The organism is Nocardioides marmotae, from assembly GCF_013177455.1.
Classification (GTDB): domain Bacteria; phylum Actinomycetota; class Actinomycetes; order Propionibacteriales; family Nocardioidaceae; genus Nocardioides; species Nocardioides marmotae.
On sequence record NZ_CP053660.1, the window covers coordinates 1,367,957 to 1,386,641 of the forward strand.

Below are 18,685 nucleotides of genomic sequence, written 5' to 3' on the forward strand. Positions count from 1 at the left end.
GACTCCCTCAGGAGCCTGGGCCGCGGGAGGCGGCGGGCAGGACGATCTGGTCGATGACCCGGGCGACGAGCTCGGGGGTGGGCTCGTCGCCGAGCACGAAGACGCGGTGCAGGACGATCCCGGGCAGCGCCGCCTCGAAGAGCTCGAGGTCGGCGTCGGCGCGGATCTCGCCGCGCTCGAGGGCGCGGTCCCACACCTCGCGGGAGAGCGCTCGCTTGTGGGGTACGACGTGCTCGCGCCACGCGGCGGCGAAGTCGGCGTCGCGGGCGATCGCGGTGAGCACGCTGGCGAACAGGGCGACCTGGCGGCGGTCCATCAGCCCGCTGCCCGGGGCGAACCCGCAGAAGAGCTCCGCGAGGTCGCCGCGCAGGCTGCCGGTGTCCGGCAGCTCCGAGGGCGTCTTGGTGGCGTGCAGCGCCTCGACGACGAGCCGGGCCTTCCCGTTCCACCGCCGGTAGAGGGTCGCCTTGGACGCCCGCGCGCGGGCGGCGACGGCGTCCATGGTGAGCCGGTCGTAGCCGACGTCCTCGAGGACCTCGAGGGTCGCCTCCAGGATCTCGCGCTCCCGCTCGCCCACGACCCGCGGCCGGGGGGAGGGCTCGGCGGAGCGCTGGGGGGAGGGCCCGGCGGCGCGCTGGGGGGAGGGCTCGGCGGCGGGCTCGGCGGCGTCGGTCTCGACCGGGGACATGGGCAGGAGCACCTGCTTCGCGTCGATGGAACGGAACCGTTCCGTTCCATGAGGGGCCCAACCGGGCCCGCAGCCGGGCTATTCCACTGGTCGGGACCACCAGGGCGTCCGCGAGTCATCGGCGGGCTGCGGAGGTGTCGGTGCCGCCGGGCAAGATGTCCCCATGACCGACCCGACCCCCGCGACCGAGGACGCCCGCGAGGAGCACCGACGGCTGGCCGAGGAGGTCGAGGACGCGCGCTGGCGCTACTACGTCCTGGACTCACCGACCCTGTCCGACGCCGACTTCGACGCGAGGATGCGGCGGCTGGAGGAGCTGGAGGAGCAGTACGCCGAGCTGCGCACCCCCGACAGCCCGACGCAGAAGGTGGGCGGGGCGGTCTCCACCGACTTCACCGCCGTGGACCACCTGCAGCGGATGGAGAGCCTCGACAACGCCTTCTCCTTCGAGGAGCTCGAGGCCTGGCACACCCGCCTGCGCCGCGACGGCGTGGACGACCCGGCGCTGCTGTGCGAGCTCAAGGTCGACGGGCTGGCCATCAACCTGCTCTACGAGGACGGCCGGCTGGTGCGTGCCCTCACCCGCGGCGACGGCCGCACCGGCGAGGACGTCACGCCCAACGTGCGCACCATCGACTCCGTCCCCGACCGGCTCACCGGCACCGAGGAGCACCCCGTGCCGCGGCTGGTGGAGGTCCGCGGCGAGGTGTTCCTGCCCGTCGAGGCGTTCGAGCGGCTCAACGAGGCGATGACCGAGGCCGGCAAGCCGGTCTTCGCCAACCCGCGCAACGCCGCGGCCGGGTCGCTGCGGCAGAAGGACCCCCGCGTCACCGCCACCCGCGCGCTGGGCATGGTCTGCCACGGCGTCGGCAAGCGCGAGGGCTTCGAGCCGCGCGCCCAGTCCGCGGCGTACGACGCGTTGCGGGCGTGGGGCCTGCCGACCTCCGACCGGGTGCGGGTGGTGGACTCCCTGGCCGAGGCCCGCGAGTTCATCGAGCACTACGGCGAGCACCGCCACGACGTCGAGCACGAGATCGACGGCGTGGTGCTCAAGGTCGACGACGTCGGGCTCCAGCGCCGGCTCGGCTCGACCAGCCGCGCCCCGCGGTGGGCGATCGCGTTCAAGTACCCGCCCGAGGAGGTCAACACCCGGCTCCTGGAGATCCGCGTGAACGTCGGGCGCACCGGCCGGGTCACGCCGTACGGCGTCATGGAGCCGACCAAGGTCGCCGGCTCCACGGTGGAGAACGCGACGCTGCACAACTACCACGAGGTCGAGCGCAAGGACGTCCGGCCGGGCGACACCGTGATCCTGCGCAAGGCCGGGGACGTGATCCCCGAGATCCTCGGGCCGGTGCTGGACCTGCGCCCCGAGGGCCTCGCCCCGTGGGTCGGCCCGACCGCGTGCCCCGCCTGCGGCACCACGCTGGTCGAGCAGAAGGAGGGCGACAAGGACCGGCGCTGCCCCAACCACCAGTTCTGCCCCGCCCAGGCGCGCGAGCGGGTCTTCCACGTCGCCGGCCGCGGCGCCTTCGACATCGAGGGGCTCGGCTACGAGGCCGCGACGGCCCTGCTCGATGCGGGGGTCATCGGCAACGAGGGAGACGTCTTCGACCTCACCGCGGAGTCCCTGCTGCGCGCGCCGCTGTTCACCCGCGCGCCGAAGAAGGGCGAGGGCGACCACCCGGTGCTCAGCGCCAACGGCCAGCGGTTGCTGGCCAACCTCGCCGAGCGCAAGCAGGTGCCGCTGTGGCGGGTGCTCGTCGCGCTCTCGATCCGCCACGTCGGCCCGACCGCCGCGCGGGCGCTGGCCCAGGAATTCGGCTCGATGGAGCGGATCCGCGCGGCCAGCGAGGCCGAGCTGGCCGCGGCCGAGGGCGTCGGGCCGACCATCGCCGAGGCGGTGATCGAGTGGTTCACCGTTGACTGGCACGCCGAGATCGTGGAGAAGTGGACCGCCGCCGGGGTCTCCATGGCCGACGAGCGCGACGAGTCCACGCCGCGGACGCTGGAGGGGCTCACCGTGGTGGTGACCGGCTCGCTCGCCGGCTTCAGCCGCGACGAGGCCAAGGAGGCGATCCTCGCCCGCGGCGGCAAGGCCTCGGGCTCGGTGTCGAAGAAGACCGACTTCGTCGTCGTCGGCGAGAGCGCCGGGTCCAAGGCCGACAAGGCCGAGCAGCTGGGCCTGCCGATCCTCGACGAGGACGGGTTCGTCCTGCTGCTCGACGCCGGCCCCGACGCCGTCCGTCCGCCCGAGGGCGGGGACGACGCCGGAGCCGACGAGGGGGCCGGCGAGGAGGCCGGCGAGCTGGACTGAGCGGTCAGGCCTCGTAGAGGCTGCCCGCCACCCGGAGGCCCGCCTCGTCGACCTCGATCCCGGTCGGCGTGCAGGTGCCGTCCGCCTCGCAGACCTCGACCGTCTCCTCGGCCACCACGACCAGCCGGCCGTCGGCGGTCCAGCCGGTGCCGGAGGCGCCGTCCAGGGCGACGGGGGTACGCCGGCCGGTGGCCAGGTCGACCAGCGCGCCGTCCTCGGTGAACCGGCACCGGTCGGGCTGCTCCTCCTCGGCGTCGGACTCCGGGCTGGTCGCCGTGCCCTCGCAGACCCGGTAGCCGTGCAGGAGCGCCGTCCCGCCGTCGGGGGAGAGGCTCACGAGCTGGTCGGGGCCGACCGTCTCGACGAGCACCTCCTCCGAGGCGACCTCGACGACGGCCTCGCCGCCGTCGCGGCCGCGCTCGACGACCTCCCGGCCCGCGCGGACCGTCGGCATGGTGGCGGGGGGCAGGGCGCTGGTGGTGACCTGCCCCGTGCGCCAGTCGACAGCGAGGGTGGCCTCGTCCAGGCCGACGTACACGGTGTCGCCGTCGAGCGCGACCGGCGGCGCCGACCACCCGCCCCAGGTGAACCCGCCCTCGACGTCCACGGTGCGCACCTCCTCGCCGCTGCGCACGTCGCGGAGGACCACCTCCCAGGTGCGGGCGTCCGCACCGGCGCGGGCGTAGGCGATCAGCGGCAGCGTGGGGTCGGTGCTCGCGACGCGGTCGCCGAGCTCGAGCTCGAACGCCGTGGGCTCGCCCGCGCCGCCGATGAGCTCGTAGTCGCGCTCGGCCTGGTCGGCCGAGGACGTCGCCCCGGTCCGCACCAGGATCCCGGCGGAGGTGTAGGACAGCGAGGTCACCACCCCGTCGACCGCCACGTTCGAGCCGTCGTCGAGGTGGACCGTCGACCCGGAGCCGACCGCCCAGGTGATCGGGAGAGCCCCGGCGGGCGGCAGGTCGACGGCGCGGTCGCCCGGGTCCCCGCCGCCGACCGCGGCCAGGCCGATCCCGCCGACCAGGGCGAGGGCGGCCAGCGAGGTGCCGGCGGTGGTGATCCGGCGGCGCCGCCGGAGCCGGCGGCCGCCGGCGAGCACGGCGCCGGCGTCCGGCGGCGGCACGCGGAGCTCGTCGGCCTCGGTGTGCAGGAGTGCGGAGAGTCGATCAGTCATGGCGGGCTCCAGTGGTGTGCGGGACGACGGCGTCCCCGAGCAGGGTGCGCAGCCGGGCGAGGGCGTCGGAGGTCTGGCTCTTGACGGTCCCCTCGCTGCAGTCGAGGGCGCGGGCGACCTCGGCCACCGGGAGGTCGTCGTAGTAGCGCAGCACGACGACCGCGCGCTGGCGCGGCGCCAGCTGGGCCAGGGCGGCCAGCAGCGTCGGCCGGTCGGCGAGGTCACCCGCCGGTGCGGCGGCCTCGGGCAGCTCGGCCGTGGGTCGCTCGTTGCGCCAGCCCCGCTTGCGGAACCACGAGGCCGCGGTGTTCACCAGGACGGTCCGGGCGTAGGCCGGCGCGGCCTCCGGCGTACGGACGCGAGACCAGGAGGCGTAGGTCTTGGCCAGGGCCGTCTGGACGAGGTCCTCGGCCTCGGCGTGGTCGCCGAGCAGCAGGTACGCCGTGCGGTACAGCGAGGGCCACGTCGCGTGGACGAGCTCGCCGAACGCGGCGTCGGAGGGTGGTCGTGGCACGGGCGGCTCCTTCGGGAGGTGTCTACCCGAGAAGATGCCGCGGCCGCCACGATCGGTTGGGTCGCCCGCCGGCGTACGCCCCTCCCGTCACAGCGCGCACGCGATCCCGGCACCCCCGTCGAGCAGCCTCGGGCCGCGAGCCCCTCCGCCACGGCGAGCGCGCGGACGACCAGGTCCGGGGGTCGGCGCCCGACCGGCGACGGGGCGGACCGGACCGGCTCCTAAGATCAACCCATGCCTGAGATAACGCGTGACGAGGTCGCGCACCTGGCGGACCTCGCCCGGATCGACCTGGACGACGCCGAGCTCGACCACCTCGCCCCGCAGCTGTCGGTGATCTTGGACTCGGTCGCCTCGATCAGCGGCGTCGCCGGTGACGACGTGCCGCCGACGTCCCACCCGCTGCCCCTGACCAACGTCTTCCGCGAGGACGTGGTGACCCCGTCGCTGGCCCCCGAGGACGCTCTCGCCATGGCGCCCGCGGTCGAGCAGCAGCGCTTCGCCGTGCCGCGGATCCTCGGGGACGAGCAGTGAGCGCCGTGCCGGGTCCCGAGACCCGCACCGCCGCCGCGCTCGCCGACGCCCTGGCGGCCGGCGAGACCACCTCGGTCGCGCTGACCCAGGCCCACCTCGACCGCATCGCCGCGGTCGACGGCGACGTCCACGCCTTCCTCCACGTCGACGCCGAGGCCGCCCTGGCCCAGGCCGCGGAGTCCGACGCCCGCCGCGCCGCGGGCGCCCCGGCATCGCGGCTCGACGGCGTCCCGATCGCGGTCAAGGACGTGCTGACCACCGTCGGCATGCCGACCACCTGCGGCTCGCGGATCCTCGAGGGCTGGCTGCCGCCGTACGACGCCACGGTCGTGCGCCGCCTCAAGGAGGCCGGCCTGCCGATCCTCGGCAAGACCAACATGGACGAGTTCGCCATGGGCAGCTCCACCGAGCACTCGGCGTACGGACCCACCCGCAACCCCTGGGACCTCGACCGGATCCCCGGCGGCTCCGGCGGCGGCTCGGCCGCCGCGGTGGCGGCCTTCGAGGCGCCGCTGGCCCTCGGCACCGACACCGGCGGCTCGATCCGCCAGCCCGGCGCGGTCACCGGCACGGTCGGCGTCAAGCCGACGTACGGCGGGATCTCGCGCTACGGCCTGGTCGCCATGGCCAACTCCCTGGACCAGGTCGGCCCGGTGACCCGGACCGTCCTGGACTCCGCGCTGCTGCACGAGCTGATCGGCGGGCACGACCCGCTCGACTCCACCAGCATCGCCCAGCCGATGCCGGCGCTCGTCGCCGCCGCCGAGCAGGGCGCGACCGGCGACCTCACCGGCCTGCGGGTCGGCGTGATCAAGGAGCTCCAGGGCGAGGGCTACCAGGCCGGCGTCCAGGCGCGCTTCACCGAGGCCGTCGAGCTGCTGGTGCAGGCCGGCGCCGAGGTCGTCGAGGTCTCCTGCCCGAGCTTCGTGCACGCGCTGGCGACCTACTACCTGGTCATGCCGTGCGAGGCCTCGAGCAACCTGGCGAAGTTCGACGCCATGCGCTACGGCCTGCGGGTGCTGCCCGAGGGCATCGAGAACCCCAGCGCCGAGGAGGTCATGCGCGCCACCCGCGACGCGGGCTTCGGCGACGAGGTCAAGCGCCGGATCATCCTGGGCACCTACGCGCTGTCCAGCGGCTACTACGACGCCTACTACGGGCAGGCGCAGAAGGTCCGCACGCTGATCAGCCGCGACTTCGCGGCTGCCTTCGAGCAGGCCGACGTGCTGGTCTCGCCGACCGCGCCGACCACGGCGTTCAAGCTGGGCGAGAAGCTCGACGACCCGCTGGCGATGTACCTCAACGACCTGGCCACCATCCCGGCGAACCTCGCCGGCATCCCGGGCATCTCCCTGCCCAGCGGCCTCGCCGACGAGGACGGCCTCCCGGCCGGCTTCCAGGTGCTCGCCCCGGCGCTGGCCGACGACCGGCTCTACCGCGTCGGCGCGGCGCTCGAGGCGGCCCTCCACGCACAGTGGGGCGGCCCGCTGCTGGCCCAGGCCCCGACCCTCGAAGGAGCGACCCGATGAGCGCGACCACCCGCGAGGCGCTGCTGCCCTGGGACGACGTGCTGGCGGCGTACGACCCGGCGCTGGGCCTGGAGGTCCACGTCGAGCTCAACACCGCCTCGAAGATGTTCTGCGGCTGCGCCACGGAGTTCGGCGCCGAGCCGAACACCCAGGTGTGCCCGACCTGCCTCGGCCTGCCCGGCGCGATGCCGGTCGTCAACGCCAAGGCCGTGGAGTCGGCGATCCGGATCGGGCTGGCGCTCAACTGCGACATCGCGGAGTGGTGCCGGTTCGCGCGGAAGAACTACTTCTACCCGGACATGCCGAAGAACTTCCAGACCTCCCAGTACGACGAGCCGATCGCGTTCGAGGGGTTCATGGACGTCACGGTGCCCACCGAGGACGGCGAGGTCGAGACCTTCCGCGTCGAGATCGAGCGCGCGCACATGGAGGAGGACACCGGCAAGTCGCTGCACGTCGGCGGTGCCACCGGTCGCATCCACGGCGCCGACTACTCCCTGGTCGACTACAACCGCGCCGGCATCCCCCTCATCGAGATCGTCACCAAGCCGATCCGCGGGGCGGGGGAGCGGGCGCCGGAGATCGCCAAGGCGTACGTCGCGCAGCTGCGCGAGCTGATCGTCGCGCTCGGCGTCTCCGACGCCCGGATGGACCAGGGCTCGATCCGCGCCGACGTGAACCTCTCGCTCGCGCCGAAGGGCACCGGCACCCTCGGCACCCGCACCGAGACCAAGAACGTCAACTCGTTGCGGTCGGTCGAGCGCGCGGTCCGTTACGAGATGCAGCGCCACGGCGCGATCCTCGCCGGTGGCGGCTCGATCCTCCAGGAGACCCGGCACTGGCACGAGGACACCGGCATGACCACCAGCGGCCGGGAGAAGTCCGACGCCGAGGACTACCGGTACTTCCCCGAGCCCGACCTCGTCCCCGTCGCGCCGTCGCGCGCGTGGGTCGAGGAGCTGCGCGGGACGCTGCCGGAGAACCCGACCCAGAAGCGGGCCCGGCTCCAGGCGGAGTGGGGCTTCTCCGACCTCGAGATGCGCGACACCGTCGGTGCCGGCGCCCTCGGGCTGGTCGAGGAGACCATCGCCGCCGGCGCCACGCCGACGGCCGCCCGCAAGTGGTGGCTCTCCGAGCTCGCCCGCCGCGCGAACGAGGCCGGCACCGAGCTCGCCGGCCTCGGCGTCTCGCCGGTCGACGTCGCCCGCGTGCAGGCGCTGGTCGACTCCGGCGCGATCAACGACAAGCTGGCGCGCCAGGTCTTCGACGGCCTGATCGCCGGCGAGGGCACCCCCGACGAGGTCGTCGACAAGCGCGGGCTCGCGATCGTCTCCGACGAGGGAGCGCTCTCGACCGCCGTGGACAACGCGATCGCCGCCAACCCCGACGTCGCCGACAAGATCCGCGACGGCAAGGTCGCCGCCGCCGGCGCGCTCATCGGCGCGGTGATGAAGGAGATGCGCGGCCAGGCCGACGCCGGCCGCGTGCGCGAGCTCATCCTCGAGAAGCTCACGTAGGTCGCGGCAGCCGGAAGATTCATCGGCCGGCCGATGAATCTTCCGGCTGCGGCGCGCGCCCGGGCCCCACCGGCCCCACCGGACCGGTGAATCGGTGTCCCCGGGCGTGTGACACATGGGACGGATGTGACGGCGGCGTACCCTGTGCATTCGCGGTCTTGGGGGACCGCGGCGTGCACGGTCTTGGGGGACCGTGGCGTTCTGCTGCCGTCAGGAGTCTTGTGTCCGTCCGCCGTACCGGGGGTCTGCTCGCGCTGAGCACGGTCCTCGCCCTGGTCCTCACGCTGACCATCACCCTCGTCGGGACGGTGTCGCTGGGGGCGGCGCCCGCCCAGGCCGCGCCAGCCGCAGCGCCAGCGTCTGCGGGGGTGGCGACCGCGCCGCTCACGCCGGCGCACGCGCTGGAGCCGCAGGCGCGGCGGGGCCGCAAGGCGTGGAAGCCGCGGGCCGGGGTCGTCTTCAACAACCCGCTCGGTGACCGGCAGCAGCGACGGCGCATCGTGCGTCAGGTCATCCGGGCGATCGACCACACCCCGCCGCGCGCGGAGATCCGGATCGCGAGCTGGAACGTCCGCAACGCCGGCATCACCCGCGCCCTGGCCTCGGCCCACCGGCGCGGGGTCTCGGTGCGCCTGATCATGTCGCGCGGCAACCTGGGCAAGAAGGGCGACCCGAACCCGGGCGTGCGCCACCTGGTGCGCGAGCTGTCGGGCCACGGCAACAAGGCCCGCCGGCCGCTGCGGCGCAGCCACGTGAAGTCGTGCGTGAGCTCCTGCCGCGGCACCACCGGCATCTCCCACTCCAAGTTCTTCCTCTTCAGCCGCACCGGCGCCGCGCGCTGGGTGGTGATGAACGGCTCGTTCAACGCCACCGACCTGGCCTCGAGCAACCAGTGGAACGACATGTACGTCGTGCGCGGCAAGCCGAAGGCCTACCGGGCCTTCCGCACGACCTTCGCCGAGATGTGGCGCGACAAGCCGGTCCGCAAGGCCTACACCCGCACCCGGATCGGCCCGGTGACCGCGTTCTTCTACCCCTACGCCGGCCCCCGGGCCAAGCGCCTGGACCCGGCGCTGAGCGAGCTCAAGGCGGTCCGGTGCCGTGGCGCCCGCAACACCGCCGACGGCCGCACCCGGGTGCGGATCGCGATGACCAGCTGGTTCGGCGAGCGCGGCACCCGGCTGGCCTGGCGGGTGCGCCGGATGCAGAACAACGGCTGCGACGTGAAGATCGTCTACGCCGTCATGGGCAACGAGGTGCTGCGCATCCTGCGCCGCGAGGGCCGCCGGCCCGTGCGGATGGAGCAGATCGTCCAGGACTTCGACAACGACGGCGTCTACGACCGCTACCTGCACACCAAGGTGCTGACGATCAAGGGCCGCTACCGCGACAGCCGCCGCGCGACGGTCGTGGTCAACGGCTCCGCGAACTGGTCGCCCGCGGTCCTCAACAGCGACGAGGCGGTGCTCCGGATCCGGCGCGCGCCCGTGCTCAAGGCCTACAACCGGTGGATCGACAAGCTCTACCGCAACCCGCCGGACCCCGGCCTCCTCGGCCGCCTGCTCGGGCGCCGGCTCGGCGTGATCGACCCCTACGCCAAGATCGAGGTCGACTGACGGCGCCGGCCACCCGGCTGCGCCGGGAGCCGCGCTGAGAGTCCGGTCACGCCGATGGTGGGCCGGCAGCGAGCCGCCCGCCGTCTGCTTGCCGAGCTGCTAGCGCCGCCCCCGGCCCCCCGTCGTACGCCGCGTGGGCAACGGGCCGAGGACCGCTTGCCCGGCTAGCGACCGCGGGGGTCCACGGCCCCGCGAGCGGCCGGTCGGGACGGGGCCGGTCGGGGTGGCGGGCGTCTCGTTCCCGGGGCTCGACGACGGGCCGAGCCCCTCCCGGTCCGCGATCGGCGCGTTCCTGGTTGTTACCGTCGATGAGCAGCTGTCCCCCAACGACCGAGCCGATTCCCGGGGTGCCTCGTCGATGATCAACCGCTTGCCCTTCCCCCATGCCCGCCTCGCGGCGGCCACCGTGCTGGTGGCCGTGCTGGCCCTGCTGGCCGGACCCCTGAGCGTGCCGGCGGAGGCCGCGCGCTACACCCCGCCCGCCGGGGTGCGCACCAACGACCCCCTCGGTGACCGGCCCGCGCGCCGCGCCGTGATCGGGCACGTGATCCGCTCGATCGACGCCGTGCCGCGCAAGGGCCAGATCCGGATCGCGAGCTGGAACATCCGCAGCGACGACATCGTCGACGCCCTGATCCGCGCCCACAGCAAGCGCAAGGTCGGCGTCAAGGTGGTCATGGACCGCCTCAACGCCAACCCCGACAACCCCAACCGCGGCGTCGACCGCCTCCAGCGGGCGCTGAAGAAGGGCAACGCCTCGCGCAAGCCCTACCTGCGCAGCGGCCTGCGCAAGTGCGTGAGCGCCTGCCGCGGCCCGGGCGGCATCGCCCACTCGAAGTTCTTCCTGTTCAGCCAGGCCGGCAAGGCGCGCTGGGTGGTCATGAACGGCTCGTTCAACGCCACCGACCTCGCGGCGTACGGCCAGTGGAACGACATGTACACCGTTGTCGGGCGCAAGGCCGTCTACCAGGAGATGCGCACGGTCTTCGCCCAGATGTGGAAGGACAAGAACGTCAAGCAGGGCTACCGCCACCGCTCCTTCGCCAAGGGCCTGGAGACGATGGTCTACCCCTGGCGGGGCAAGGGCACCAAGGGTGACCCGGTCCTGCGCGAGATGTCGAAGATCTCCTGCAAGGGAGCGCGCAACACCGCCAACGGCCGGACCAAGATCCGGATCTCCATGACCTCCTGGCACGGTGAGCGCGGCAAGAAGATCGCCTGGGCCGTGCGCCGCAAGCAGAACTCCGGCTGCAACGTGAAGATCGTGTACGCCGTCGCCGGCAACGAGGTGCTCCGCATCCTGCGTCGCGAGGGCCCCCAGCCGGTGCCGCTGCGCCAGATCACCCAGGACTTCAACGGCGACGGCGTCTACGACCGCTACCTGCACACCAAGGTGCTCACCGTGCGCGGCCACCACGGCAACGACCGGTCGGCGACGATGACCCTCAACGGCTCGGCGAACTGGTCGCCCGCGGCGCTCCCGAGCGACGAGGTGCTGATCCGGCTCCAGGGCAAGGGCCCGCTCCAGCGCTACAACGCCTTCGTCGAGCGGCTGTTCAACAACCCGCCGCCGCGCAGCCGGGTCGCCGCCAAGGGCTCGACCGGCCGGGAGGGCACGCCGGTGGAGCTGCCCGAGCACCTGCCGCTCGGCTCGCGGGTCAACGGGATCGACCCGTACGCGCTCCTGCAGGAGGGCTGAGGGACACCTCACCCTCCTGCGGGGCGCCGGGCGGCCGCGCGGTCCAGTACGCTGCCCGGCGACAACCACATACCGTCCGCATCCAGGGGAAGCCGGTCCGAGTCCGGCGCTGACCCGCAACCGTAGGCCGATGGTCCCGAGCACCACCCAGCAGCACCCGGGACCACACGGCGAGCCGGAGCACCTGCTGCGTGACGCCTGATCACACGCTGTCGAGGAACGCAGCGGGTGGCCACGCCGGGACCCCGGCCGTCGCCTCCCGCTGTCGCAGCGGGAAGGAAACCATGCGCAACGCCGCTCGCCTGCTCGCCGGAGGGATGGCCGCCACCGTGCTGTCCGCCGGTCTCGTCGCAGCCCCCGCCGGGGCCGCCACGACCACCACGCCGAAGAACGCCGGGAAGAACGCCGCGAAGACCGCTCCGAAGAATGCTGCCGCTCGGTGGCTGACCGGTCAGCTCACCGACGGGCTGGTCCACAACGACCACTACGGCGTCGACGACTACGGCCTGACCGCCGACGTCGCGCTCGCCCTGGACGGCGTCGGCGGCCGGGCCGCGCAGGCCAAGGCGGTCCGCAAGGCGCTCGCGCCGCACGTCGACAGCTGGACCACGGGGGTCGACTACGGCTCCGACGACGTGTACGCCGGCTCGGTCGCCAAGGCGGCCGTGGTGGCGCAGCGCACCGGCGGCGACGCCCGCCGCTTCGGCGGCGTCGACCTGGTCGAGCGCCTCGAGGGCCGCGTCCTGACCTCCGGCGCCGCCCGGGGCCGGATCCAGGACCAGGGCTCGGCCGACTACGCCAACACGCTCGGCCAGGCGTTCGCCGCCGAGGCCCTCTCGGTGGCCGGGTCGAAGCGGGCGGCCGCGGCCGTGCGCTTCCTCCTCGCCCAGCAGTGCGGCGCCGGCTACTTCCGGGTGACCCTGGACCCCGCCGATGCCAGCACCCAGACCTGCGCCGAGGCGCGACGCGCGCAGGCGAAGCCGAGCGTCGACGCCACCGCGGCCGCGGTGCTGAGCCTGCGCGAGGTCCCCCAGCAGACGGCGAAGGTGCGCCGCGCGATCAAGGCCGCGCTGGCCTGGCTCGCCAAGCGCGCCCAGCGCGATGGTCTGTACGCCAGCGAGGGCCAGCGCACCGGCGGCGACCCGAACGCGAACAGCACCGGCCTGGCCGCGTGGGCGCTCGGCGACGCCGGCCGCTGCGGCGCGGCCCGCACCGCCGCCCGCGGGGTCGCGAAGCTGCAGCTCAGCGGCTCCTACGGCGGCACGCCGCTGGCGGGGGAGAAGGGCGCGATCCCCTTCGACCGGGCCGCCAAGTTGGCCGGCCGCGATGGCATCGCGGTCGCCGAGCGCGACCAGTGGCGCCGGGCGACCGCGCAGAGCACGCCGGGCCTCGCCTACGTCGCCGGCTGCCGCTGATGGTCGCGCCGGTGCTGCCGCCGAAGCTGCGCGGCCTCCTCACCCGCCTCGCCGCCGCGACCGTCCTGGTCGCGGCGGTGGGCGCCGTCGTCGACCCGGCGCCCGCGCAGGCAGCCGCCTGCTCGAGCGCCAGCGGCGTGACGGCCGTCGTCGACCACAACGAGCTCGGCGGCGGCGTCCAGCAGGTGTGCGTGACCGGCGGGGGCGGTGACACCGCGGCCGCGGTCTTCGCCGCCGCCGGCTTCCCGCTGACCTACGCCCAGCGCCAGCCCGGCTTCGTCTGTCGCGTCGGGGGCCTGCCCGCGGACGACCCGTGCGTGAACACCTCGCCCACCGACGCCTACTGGGCGCTCTACTGGTCCGACGGCACGAACGGGTCGTGGGCCTACTCCTCGGCGGGTGCGGGGAGCCTGACCGTGCCCGACGGCGCGTACGTCGCGTTCTCCTGGCAGGGCTCGACCACCAAGAGCCCGCCGAGCGCCACGCCCACGCCGCACCGGGCCCCCGCGGCCTCGCCGAGCCCCCAGCCGGCGCCCTCGGCCCAGCCGACCCGCGCCCCGGGCGCCGGGCCCACCCGTGGCCCGTCGACCGCGCCCGCGGGCAGCGACCCCGCTGAGCCCACGGCCTCCGCGCCGGGCGCTGGTGCGTCCGGCCCGGCCGAGGCGTCGGCGAGCGCGGGGCGCCGGGGGGACGGCCCGGGTGACAAGCAGGGCAAGCGCGGGGACGGTCGGCGCGGCGCCGACGCCTCGGCCTCGCCCAGCCCGTCGGAGGCCGGCGCGACGACGTACCCCGCCGACGCGGAGGAGACCGCCCCCACCGCCGCGGAGCCCGGCGACAACGGGCTGCCCGCGTGGGTGCCGCTCGTCTTCGTCGTGCTGCTGCTCGGCGCGGTCGCGCTGATCGTGGTGCGTCGCCGCGGTGCGACCGGGAGGCCGTGAGCGCGCGATGACAGCGAGGACGGTGCCGGCGACCGGGTCGGGTGGTGGGGTGCAGGGCGTGCGGGCTCGGGCCCGCGCGGCCCGGCTGCCGCGCGACCTGCACCCGGTCGCCTGGTACGCCTGGGCGATCGGCCTGGCGACCGCCGCGTCCTCGACGACCAACCCGCTCGTGCTAGGCCTGCTGCTCGCGGTGGCCACGCTGGTGGTCGTCGCCCGCCGCTCCGACCAGCCGTGGGCGGCGTCGTTCCGCCTCTACCTCTGGCTGGCGCTGTTCGTGCTGGTGCTGCGCGTCGTCTTCCGCATCGTCTTCGGCGGCAGCTACCCCGGCACCGTCCTGCTCGACCTGCCCGAGATCCCGCTGCCGGACTGGGTGCTCGGCGTCCGGCTGCTCGGCCCGCTCACCCAGGAGGGCCTGTTGAGCGGGGTGTACGACGGCCTCCGGCTCGCCACGATCATCGTCTGCATCGGCGCCGCCAACGCGCTGGCGAACCCCAAGCGGCTGCTGCGCTCGGTGCCGCCGGCGCTGCACGAGGTCGGCACGGCGCTCGTCGTCGCGGTGACCGTGCTGCCCCAGCTGGCCGACAGCGTGCGCCGGGTGCGGGCCGCCCAGCAGCTGCGGGCGGGGGAGGAGCGGCGGGTCCGCGGGCTGCGCCGCGTGCTCGTGCCGGTGCTGGAGGACGCCCTGGAGCGGTCGCTGGCGCTCGCGGCCGGCATGGACGCCCGCGGCTACGGCCGGGCGCCCGGCCAGACCCGCCGTGAGCGGTGGACGACCGGGGCGCTGCTGCTCGTCGGTCTCGGCGGCATCTGCGTCGGGGTCTACGGCGTGCTCGACCAGACCGCCCCGCGCGTCCTCGCCGCCCCGATGCTCGTCCTCGGCGTGGTCGTGGCCGTCGCCGGGCTGGTGAGCGCCGGGCGTCGGGTGGACCGCACCCGCTACCGCGCCGACCGCTGGCGGTGGCCCGAGCTGGTCGTCGTCGCGAGCGGCGTCGTGGTCGGCGTCGTGGGGGTCTGGGCCGCCCGGAACCAGGTCCCGATCGCCTACCCCGACCTCACCCGGGTCCCCGAGATCAGCCTCGCCCTGCTCCTGGGCGTGCTGGTCGGCGCGCTCGCGGCCGTCGTCGCGCCCGAGCCGAGGACGGTGGCGGCGTGATCGAGCTGCGCGGCATCACCTTCGGCTACGGCGAGGGCCGGGCGCCGGTCCTCGACGGCGTCGACCTCACCATCGAGGAGGGCGAGCTGGTCCTGGTCAGCGGGCCGACCGGCGTCGGCAAGTCGACGCTGCTCGGCGTCGTGACCGGGCTGGTGCCCCGCTTCTCCGGCGGCGTCCTGGCCGGCGACGTGCTCATCGACGGCGCCAGCGTCGTCCACGCCCCGCCGCGGGACCGCGCGCACGTCGTGGGGTACGTCGGGCAGGACCCGGCCGCGGGCTTCGTCACCGACACCGTGGAGGAGGAGCTCGCCTACGGCATGGAGCAGCTCGGCCTCCCTCCCGAGACCATGCGCCGGCGGGTCGAGGAGACCCTCGACCTGCTCGGGATCGCCGCCCTGCGCGACCGCGACCTGCGCACCCTCTCGGGCGGCCAGCAGCAGCGGGTCGCCATCGGCGCGGTGCTGACCATGCACCCCCGGCTGCTCGTCCTCGACGAGCCGACCAGCGCGCTGGACCCCACCGCGGCCGAGGAGGTGCTGGCCACGCTGACCCGGCTCGTGCACGACCTGGGCGTCTCGGTGCTGCTCGCCGAGCACCGGCTCGAGCGGGTCGTGCCGTTCGCGGACCGGATGGTGCTGCTCGACGGCTCCGGCGCGGTGCGGGTCGGCGAGACCGCCGAGCTGCTCGAGACCTCCCCGATCGTGCCGCCGATCGTCGAGCTCGGCCGGCTCGCGGGCTGGCACCCGCTGCCGCTCAGCGTCCGCGACGCCCGCCGGCGCGCCCGTTCGCTCCACCTCGCCGCACCCGACCCGCGGCCGGTGCCCGACGGCGTACCCCTGCTCGGCGCGCGGGCGCTCACCGTCGTCCACGGCCGCACCACCGCGCTCCGCGAGGTCGACCTCGACCTCGATGCCGGCCGGGTGACCGCGCTCATGGGCCGCAACGGCGCCGGGAAGTCCTCGCTGCTCTGGGCCCTCCAGGGCAGCCGGAAGCGGCACGGCGGGACCGTCGACGTCGCGGGCAGCGACCCGGCCCGGCTCGACGCCGCCGGCCGGCGCGCCCTGGTCGGCCTGCTCCCGCAGGAGGCGGCCGACCTGCTCTACCTCGAGACCGTCGCCGAGGAGTGCGCCGCCGGCGGCCCCACGACCCGCGCGATCCTCGACTCGCTCGTGCCGGGCATCCCCGACGACACCCACCCGCGCGACCTCTCCGAGGGCCAGCGGCTCGCGCTGGCGCTGGCGCTCGTGCTGGCCGCCCGTCCCCGGGTGCTGCTGCTCGACGAGCCGACGCGCGGGCTGGACTACGCGGCGAAGAAGGTGCTCGCCGCCACGCTGCGCCGGCTCGCCGCCGACGGGCACGCGGTGCTCGTGGCGACCCACGACGTGGAGTTCGTCGCCCAGGCCGCCGACGAGGCGGTCGTGCTCGCCGAGGGCGAGGTCGTCTCCGCGGGTCCTGCCCGCCGCGTGGTCGCGGAGTCGCCGGCGTACGCGCCGCAGGTCACCAAGATCCTCGGCCCGCCGTGGCTGCGGGTCGATGAGGTCGCGGCCGCCCTGGAGCCGGCATGACGCCGGCGGTGCGGGTCTCGCGCCGCTCGGCCCTCGTGCTGGCCGTGGCGTCGCTGGCCGGGCTGATGATGCTGTGCTGGCCGCTGCTGCTCCAGGCGCCGGCCGACGCCCGGGTCGACCCGCCGTTCCTGTTCCTGGCGCTGCTCCCGGTGATCGTCGCGGTGGTGCTCGCCGAGCTCACCGAGGGCGGCCTCGACGCCCGCGTGCTCGCCGTGCTGGGGGTGCTCACCGCGGTGCAGGCGGTGCTGCGGGCGGTCTCGGCGGGGACGGCCGGCGTGGAGCTGGTCTTCTTCATGCTGGTGCTCGCGGGGCGGGTCTTCGGGCCGGGGTTCGGGTTCGTGGTGGGGTGCACCTCGCTGTTCGTCTCCGCGCTGATGACCGCCGGTGTCGGGCCGTGGCTGCCGTTCCAGATGATGTGCTCGGCCTGGATCGGGATGGGGGCGGGCCTGCTCCCGCGGCGGGTGCGCGGCCGCGCGGAGATCGCGATGCTGGCGGCGTACGGCGTCGTGGCGGCGTACCTCTTCGGTGCGCTGATGAACCTCTCGTCGTGGCCGTTCCTGCTGGGTGTGCAGGTGCCCGGCCACGAGGGCTCGCTGGCGTTCGTGCCGGGGGCCTCGCTGGCCGACAACCTCGCGACGTTCCTGCGCTACACGCTCATCACGTCCACCGGCAGCTTCGACACCATCCGCGCGGTCACCAACGTCGTCGCGATCGTGCTGCTCGGGCCGGCGGTGCTCACCACCCTGCGCCGCGCCGCCCGTCGCGCGACGGTGACCGGCACGGTGACCGGCACCGTGACCGACACGGGCGCGCCGGACCGGGTCAGGGCCTGAGCACGAGGATCCGGTCGTCGTCCTCGGCCGGCTGGCCGCGGCCGTCGCGGTTGCTGGTGGTCAGCCAGAGCCGGCCGTCGGGGGCGAAGGCGACCGTGCGCATCCGGCCGAGCTCGCCGACGAGGAAGGCCTCGGGCTCGCCGGCGCCGTCGGGGCCGACCGGGACCCGCCAGAGCCGCTCGCCGCGCAGCGCCGCGAGGTAGAGGTGCCCGTCGGCGTACGCGAGGCCGGAGGGGGAGGCCTCGTCGGTGGACCACTGCGCCTGCGGGTCGACGAAGTCGCCGCTGGGCCCGCCGTCGATGGTGCCCTCGGCGCGGCCCTCGACCTCGGGCCAGCCGTAGTTGGCGCCGGCCTCGATCAGGTTGAGCTCGTCCCACGTGCTGTCGCCGAACTCCGAGGCCCACAGCCGGCCCTCGCCGTCGAAGGCCAGGCCCTGGACGTTGCGGTGGCCCCACGACCAGACCGGCGAGTCGAACGGGTTGCCGGGGGCCGGGTCGCCGTCGGGGGTGATCCGCAGGATCTTGCCGCCGAGGTCGTCGCGGTCCTGGGCGCGCTCGCGCTCGCCGATCTCGCCGGTGGAGACGTAGAGGTAGCCGTCGGGGCCGAACAGGAGCCGCCCGCCGTCGTGCACGTAGCCGTTGGGGATGCCGGTGAGGACCTCCTCGGTCGGGCCGAGCCGGTCCCCGCTCAGCTCGGCGCGCACCACCCGGTTGTCCTCGGCGGTGGAGACGTAGAGGTAGACCAACCGGTCCTCGGCGAAGGACGGCGAGACCGCGACGCCGAGCAGGCCGGCCTCCGTCTGGGGCTCGGCCTCCTCGACGGTGCCCAGCTCGGTGACCTCGCCCTCCGGGCTGACCCGGAGCACCCGGCGGCTGTCGCGCTCGGTGACGACGGCGTCGCCGTCGGGCAGGAAGTCCAGCCCCCACGGGGCGGCGAGCCCGGTGACCACGGTCTCGGCGATCCTCGGCCGCGCCGAGGTCGGCAGCTCGGTGCGCGCGCTCGGCGACGCGCCGGGGCCGGCCGAGCCGCTCGGGGAGGCCCCGGAGTCCTCGGCGTCGCCCGCGCGCGCGCTGGCCGGGGCGGTGCCGGTGACGTCGACCTCCACCTCGTCGCCGCCCTGGGCGCAGCCGGCGAGGGCGAGGGGCAGCACCAGCGCGCCCACGGCGTACGTCGCCGGCGACCGTCCGCGGCGGGCCACC

Annotated in this window: 15 protein-coding genes; 11 read left to right on the plus strand and 4 right to left on the minus strand. The window is 74.9% G+C overall.

What is annotated here, in order from left to right; genetic code table 11:
• Positions 1–7: 7 nt before the first annotated feature.
• A complete protein-coding gene (locus tag HPC71_RS06580) occupies positions 8–700 on the minus strand; it encodes a TetR/AcrR family transcriptional regulator C-terminal ligand-binding domain-containing protein (protein ID WP_253943926.1) in 693 nt (230 codons plus the stop codon).
• Between the two features lie 151 nt (positions 701–851).
• Here HPC71_RS06580 and ligA point away from each other — a divergent pair, with 151 nt between their 5' ends.
• The gene (gene ligA / locus HPC71_RS06585; RefSeq protein WP_154616858.1) at positions 852–3,005 is read left to right on the plus strand and encodes an NAD-dependent DNA ligase LigA; all 2,154 of its coding nucleotides are present in this window, start codon (positions 852–854) and stop codon (positions 3,003–3,005) included.
• A 4-nt stretch (positions 3,006–3,009) separates the two neighbouring features.
• Here ligA and HPC71_RS06590 read toward each other — a convergent pair whose 3' ends face one another.
• On the minus strand, positions 3,010–4,176 hold the full coding sequence (locus tag HPC71_RS06590) for a prolyl oligopeptidase family protein (RefSeq protein WP_154616859.1): 1,167 nt from the start codon (positions 4,174–4,176) through the stop codon (positions 3,010–3,012).
• Positions 4,169–4,690 (minus strand): SigE family RNA polymerase sigma factor, encoded by a 522-nt coding sequence (locus HPC71_RS06595; RefSeq protein WP_171896347.1) that lies wholly within the window; start codon positions 4,688–4,690, stop codon positions 4,169–4,171. Before HPC71_RS06595 ends, HPC71_RS06590 begins: the two co-directional genes overlap by 8 nt.
• Before the next feature lie 234 nt (positions 4,691–4,924).
• Here HPC71_RS06595 and gatC point away from each other — a divergent pair, with 234 nt between their 5' ends.
• The 10 genes from gatC (at position 4,925) to HPC71_RS06645 (ending at position 17,486) form a co-directional block, all read left to right on the plus strand.
• On the plus strand, positions 4,925–5,224 hold the full coding sequence (gene gatC, locus HPC71_RS06600) for an Asp-tRNA(Asn)/Glu-tRNA(Gln) amidotransferase subunit GatC (RefSeq protein WP_154616860.1): 300 nt from the start codon (positions 4,925–4,927) through the stop codon (positions 5,222–5,224).
• A 5-nt stretch (positions 5,225–5,229) separates the two neighbouring features.
• Positions 5,230–6,753, plus strand: a complete 1,524-nt coding sequence (gene gatA / locus HPC71_RS06605) for an Asp-tRNA(Asn)/Glu-tRNA(Gln) amidotransferase subunit GatA (protein WP_171896349.1) — start codon at positions 5,230–5,232, stop codon at positions 6,751–6,753.
• On the plus strand, positions 6,750–8,270 hold the full coding sequence (gene gatB / locus HPC71_RS06610; RefSeq protein WP_154616861.1) for an Asp-tRNA(Asn)/Glu-tRNA(Gln) amidotransferase subunit GatB: 1,521 nt from the start codon (positions 6,750–6,752) through the stop codon (positions 8,268–8,270). The genes gatA and gatB overlap by 4 nt, the downstream gene beginning before the upstream one ends.
• A gap of 221 nt (positions 8,271–8,491) precedes the next feature.
• The gene (locus HPC71_RS06615; protein WP_171896351.1) at positions 8,492–9,886 is read left to right on the plus strand and encodes a phospholipase D-like domain-containing protein; all 1,395 of its coding nucleotides are present in this window, start codon (positions 8,492–8,494) and stop codon (positions 9,884–9,886) included.
• A 370-nt stretch (positions 9,887–10,256) separates the two neighbouring features.
• On the plus strand, positions 10,257–11,585 hold the full coding sequence (locus HPC71_RS06620) for a phospholipase D-like domain-containing protein (RefSeq protein WP_171896353.1): 1,329 nt from the start codon (positions 10,257–10,259) through the stop codon (positions 11,583–11,585).
• A 284-nt stretch (positions 11,586–11,869) separates the two neighbouring features.
• A complete protein-coding gene (locus HPC71_RS06625; protein WP_154616864.1) occupies positions 11,870–13,000 on the plus strand; it encodes a prenyltransferase/squalene oxidase repeat-containing protein in 1,131 nt (376 codons plus the stop codon).
• An 11-nt stretch (positions 13,001–13,011) separates the two neighbouring features.
• Positions 13,012–13,938, plus strand: coding sequence for a hypothetical protein (locus HPC71_RS06630; RefSeq protein WP_171896354.1), 927 nt, complete (start codon positions 13,012–13,014; stop codon positions 13,936–13,938).
• A gap of 58 nt (positions 13,939–13,996) precedes the next feature.
• A complete protein-coding gene (locus HPC71_RS06635; protein WP_253943927.1) occupies positions 13,997–15,088 on the plus strand; it encodes an energy-coupling factor transporter transmembrane component T family protein in 1,092 nt (363 codons plus the stop codon).
• Positions 15,085–16,653 (plus strand): ABC transporter ATP-binding protein, encoded by a 1,569-nt coding sequence (locus HPC71_RS06640; RefSeq protein ID WP_171896356.1) that lies wholly within the window; start codon positions 15,085–15,087, stop codon positions 16,651–16,653. Before HPC71_RS06635 ends, HPC71_RS06640 begins: the two co-directional genes overlap by 4 nt.
• Positions 16,650–17,486, plus strand: a complete 837-nt coding sequence (locus HPC71_RS06645) for an ECF transporter S component (RefSeq protein ID WP_154616867.1) — start codon at positions 16,650–16,652, stop codon at positions 17,484–17,486. Before HPC71_RS06640 ends, HPC71_RS06645 begins: the two co-directional genes overlap by 4 nt.
• Here the strand turns inward: HPC71_RS06645 and HPC71_RS06650 are convergent.
• Positions 17,476–18,684 carry a PQQ-dependent sugar dehydrogenase gene (locus HPC71_RS06650; RefSeq protein WP_216656563.1) on the minus strand — a complete coding sequence of 403 codons (1,209 nt, stop codon included), beginning with the start codon at positions 18,682–18,684 and terminating at the stop codon, positions 17,476–17,478. The two genes, HPC71_RS06645 and HPC71_RS06650, sit on opposite strands and share 11 nt — an antisense overlap.
• Position 18,685: the final 1 nt, after the last annotated feature.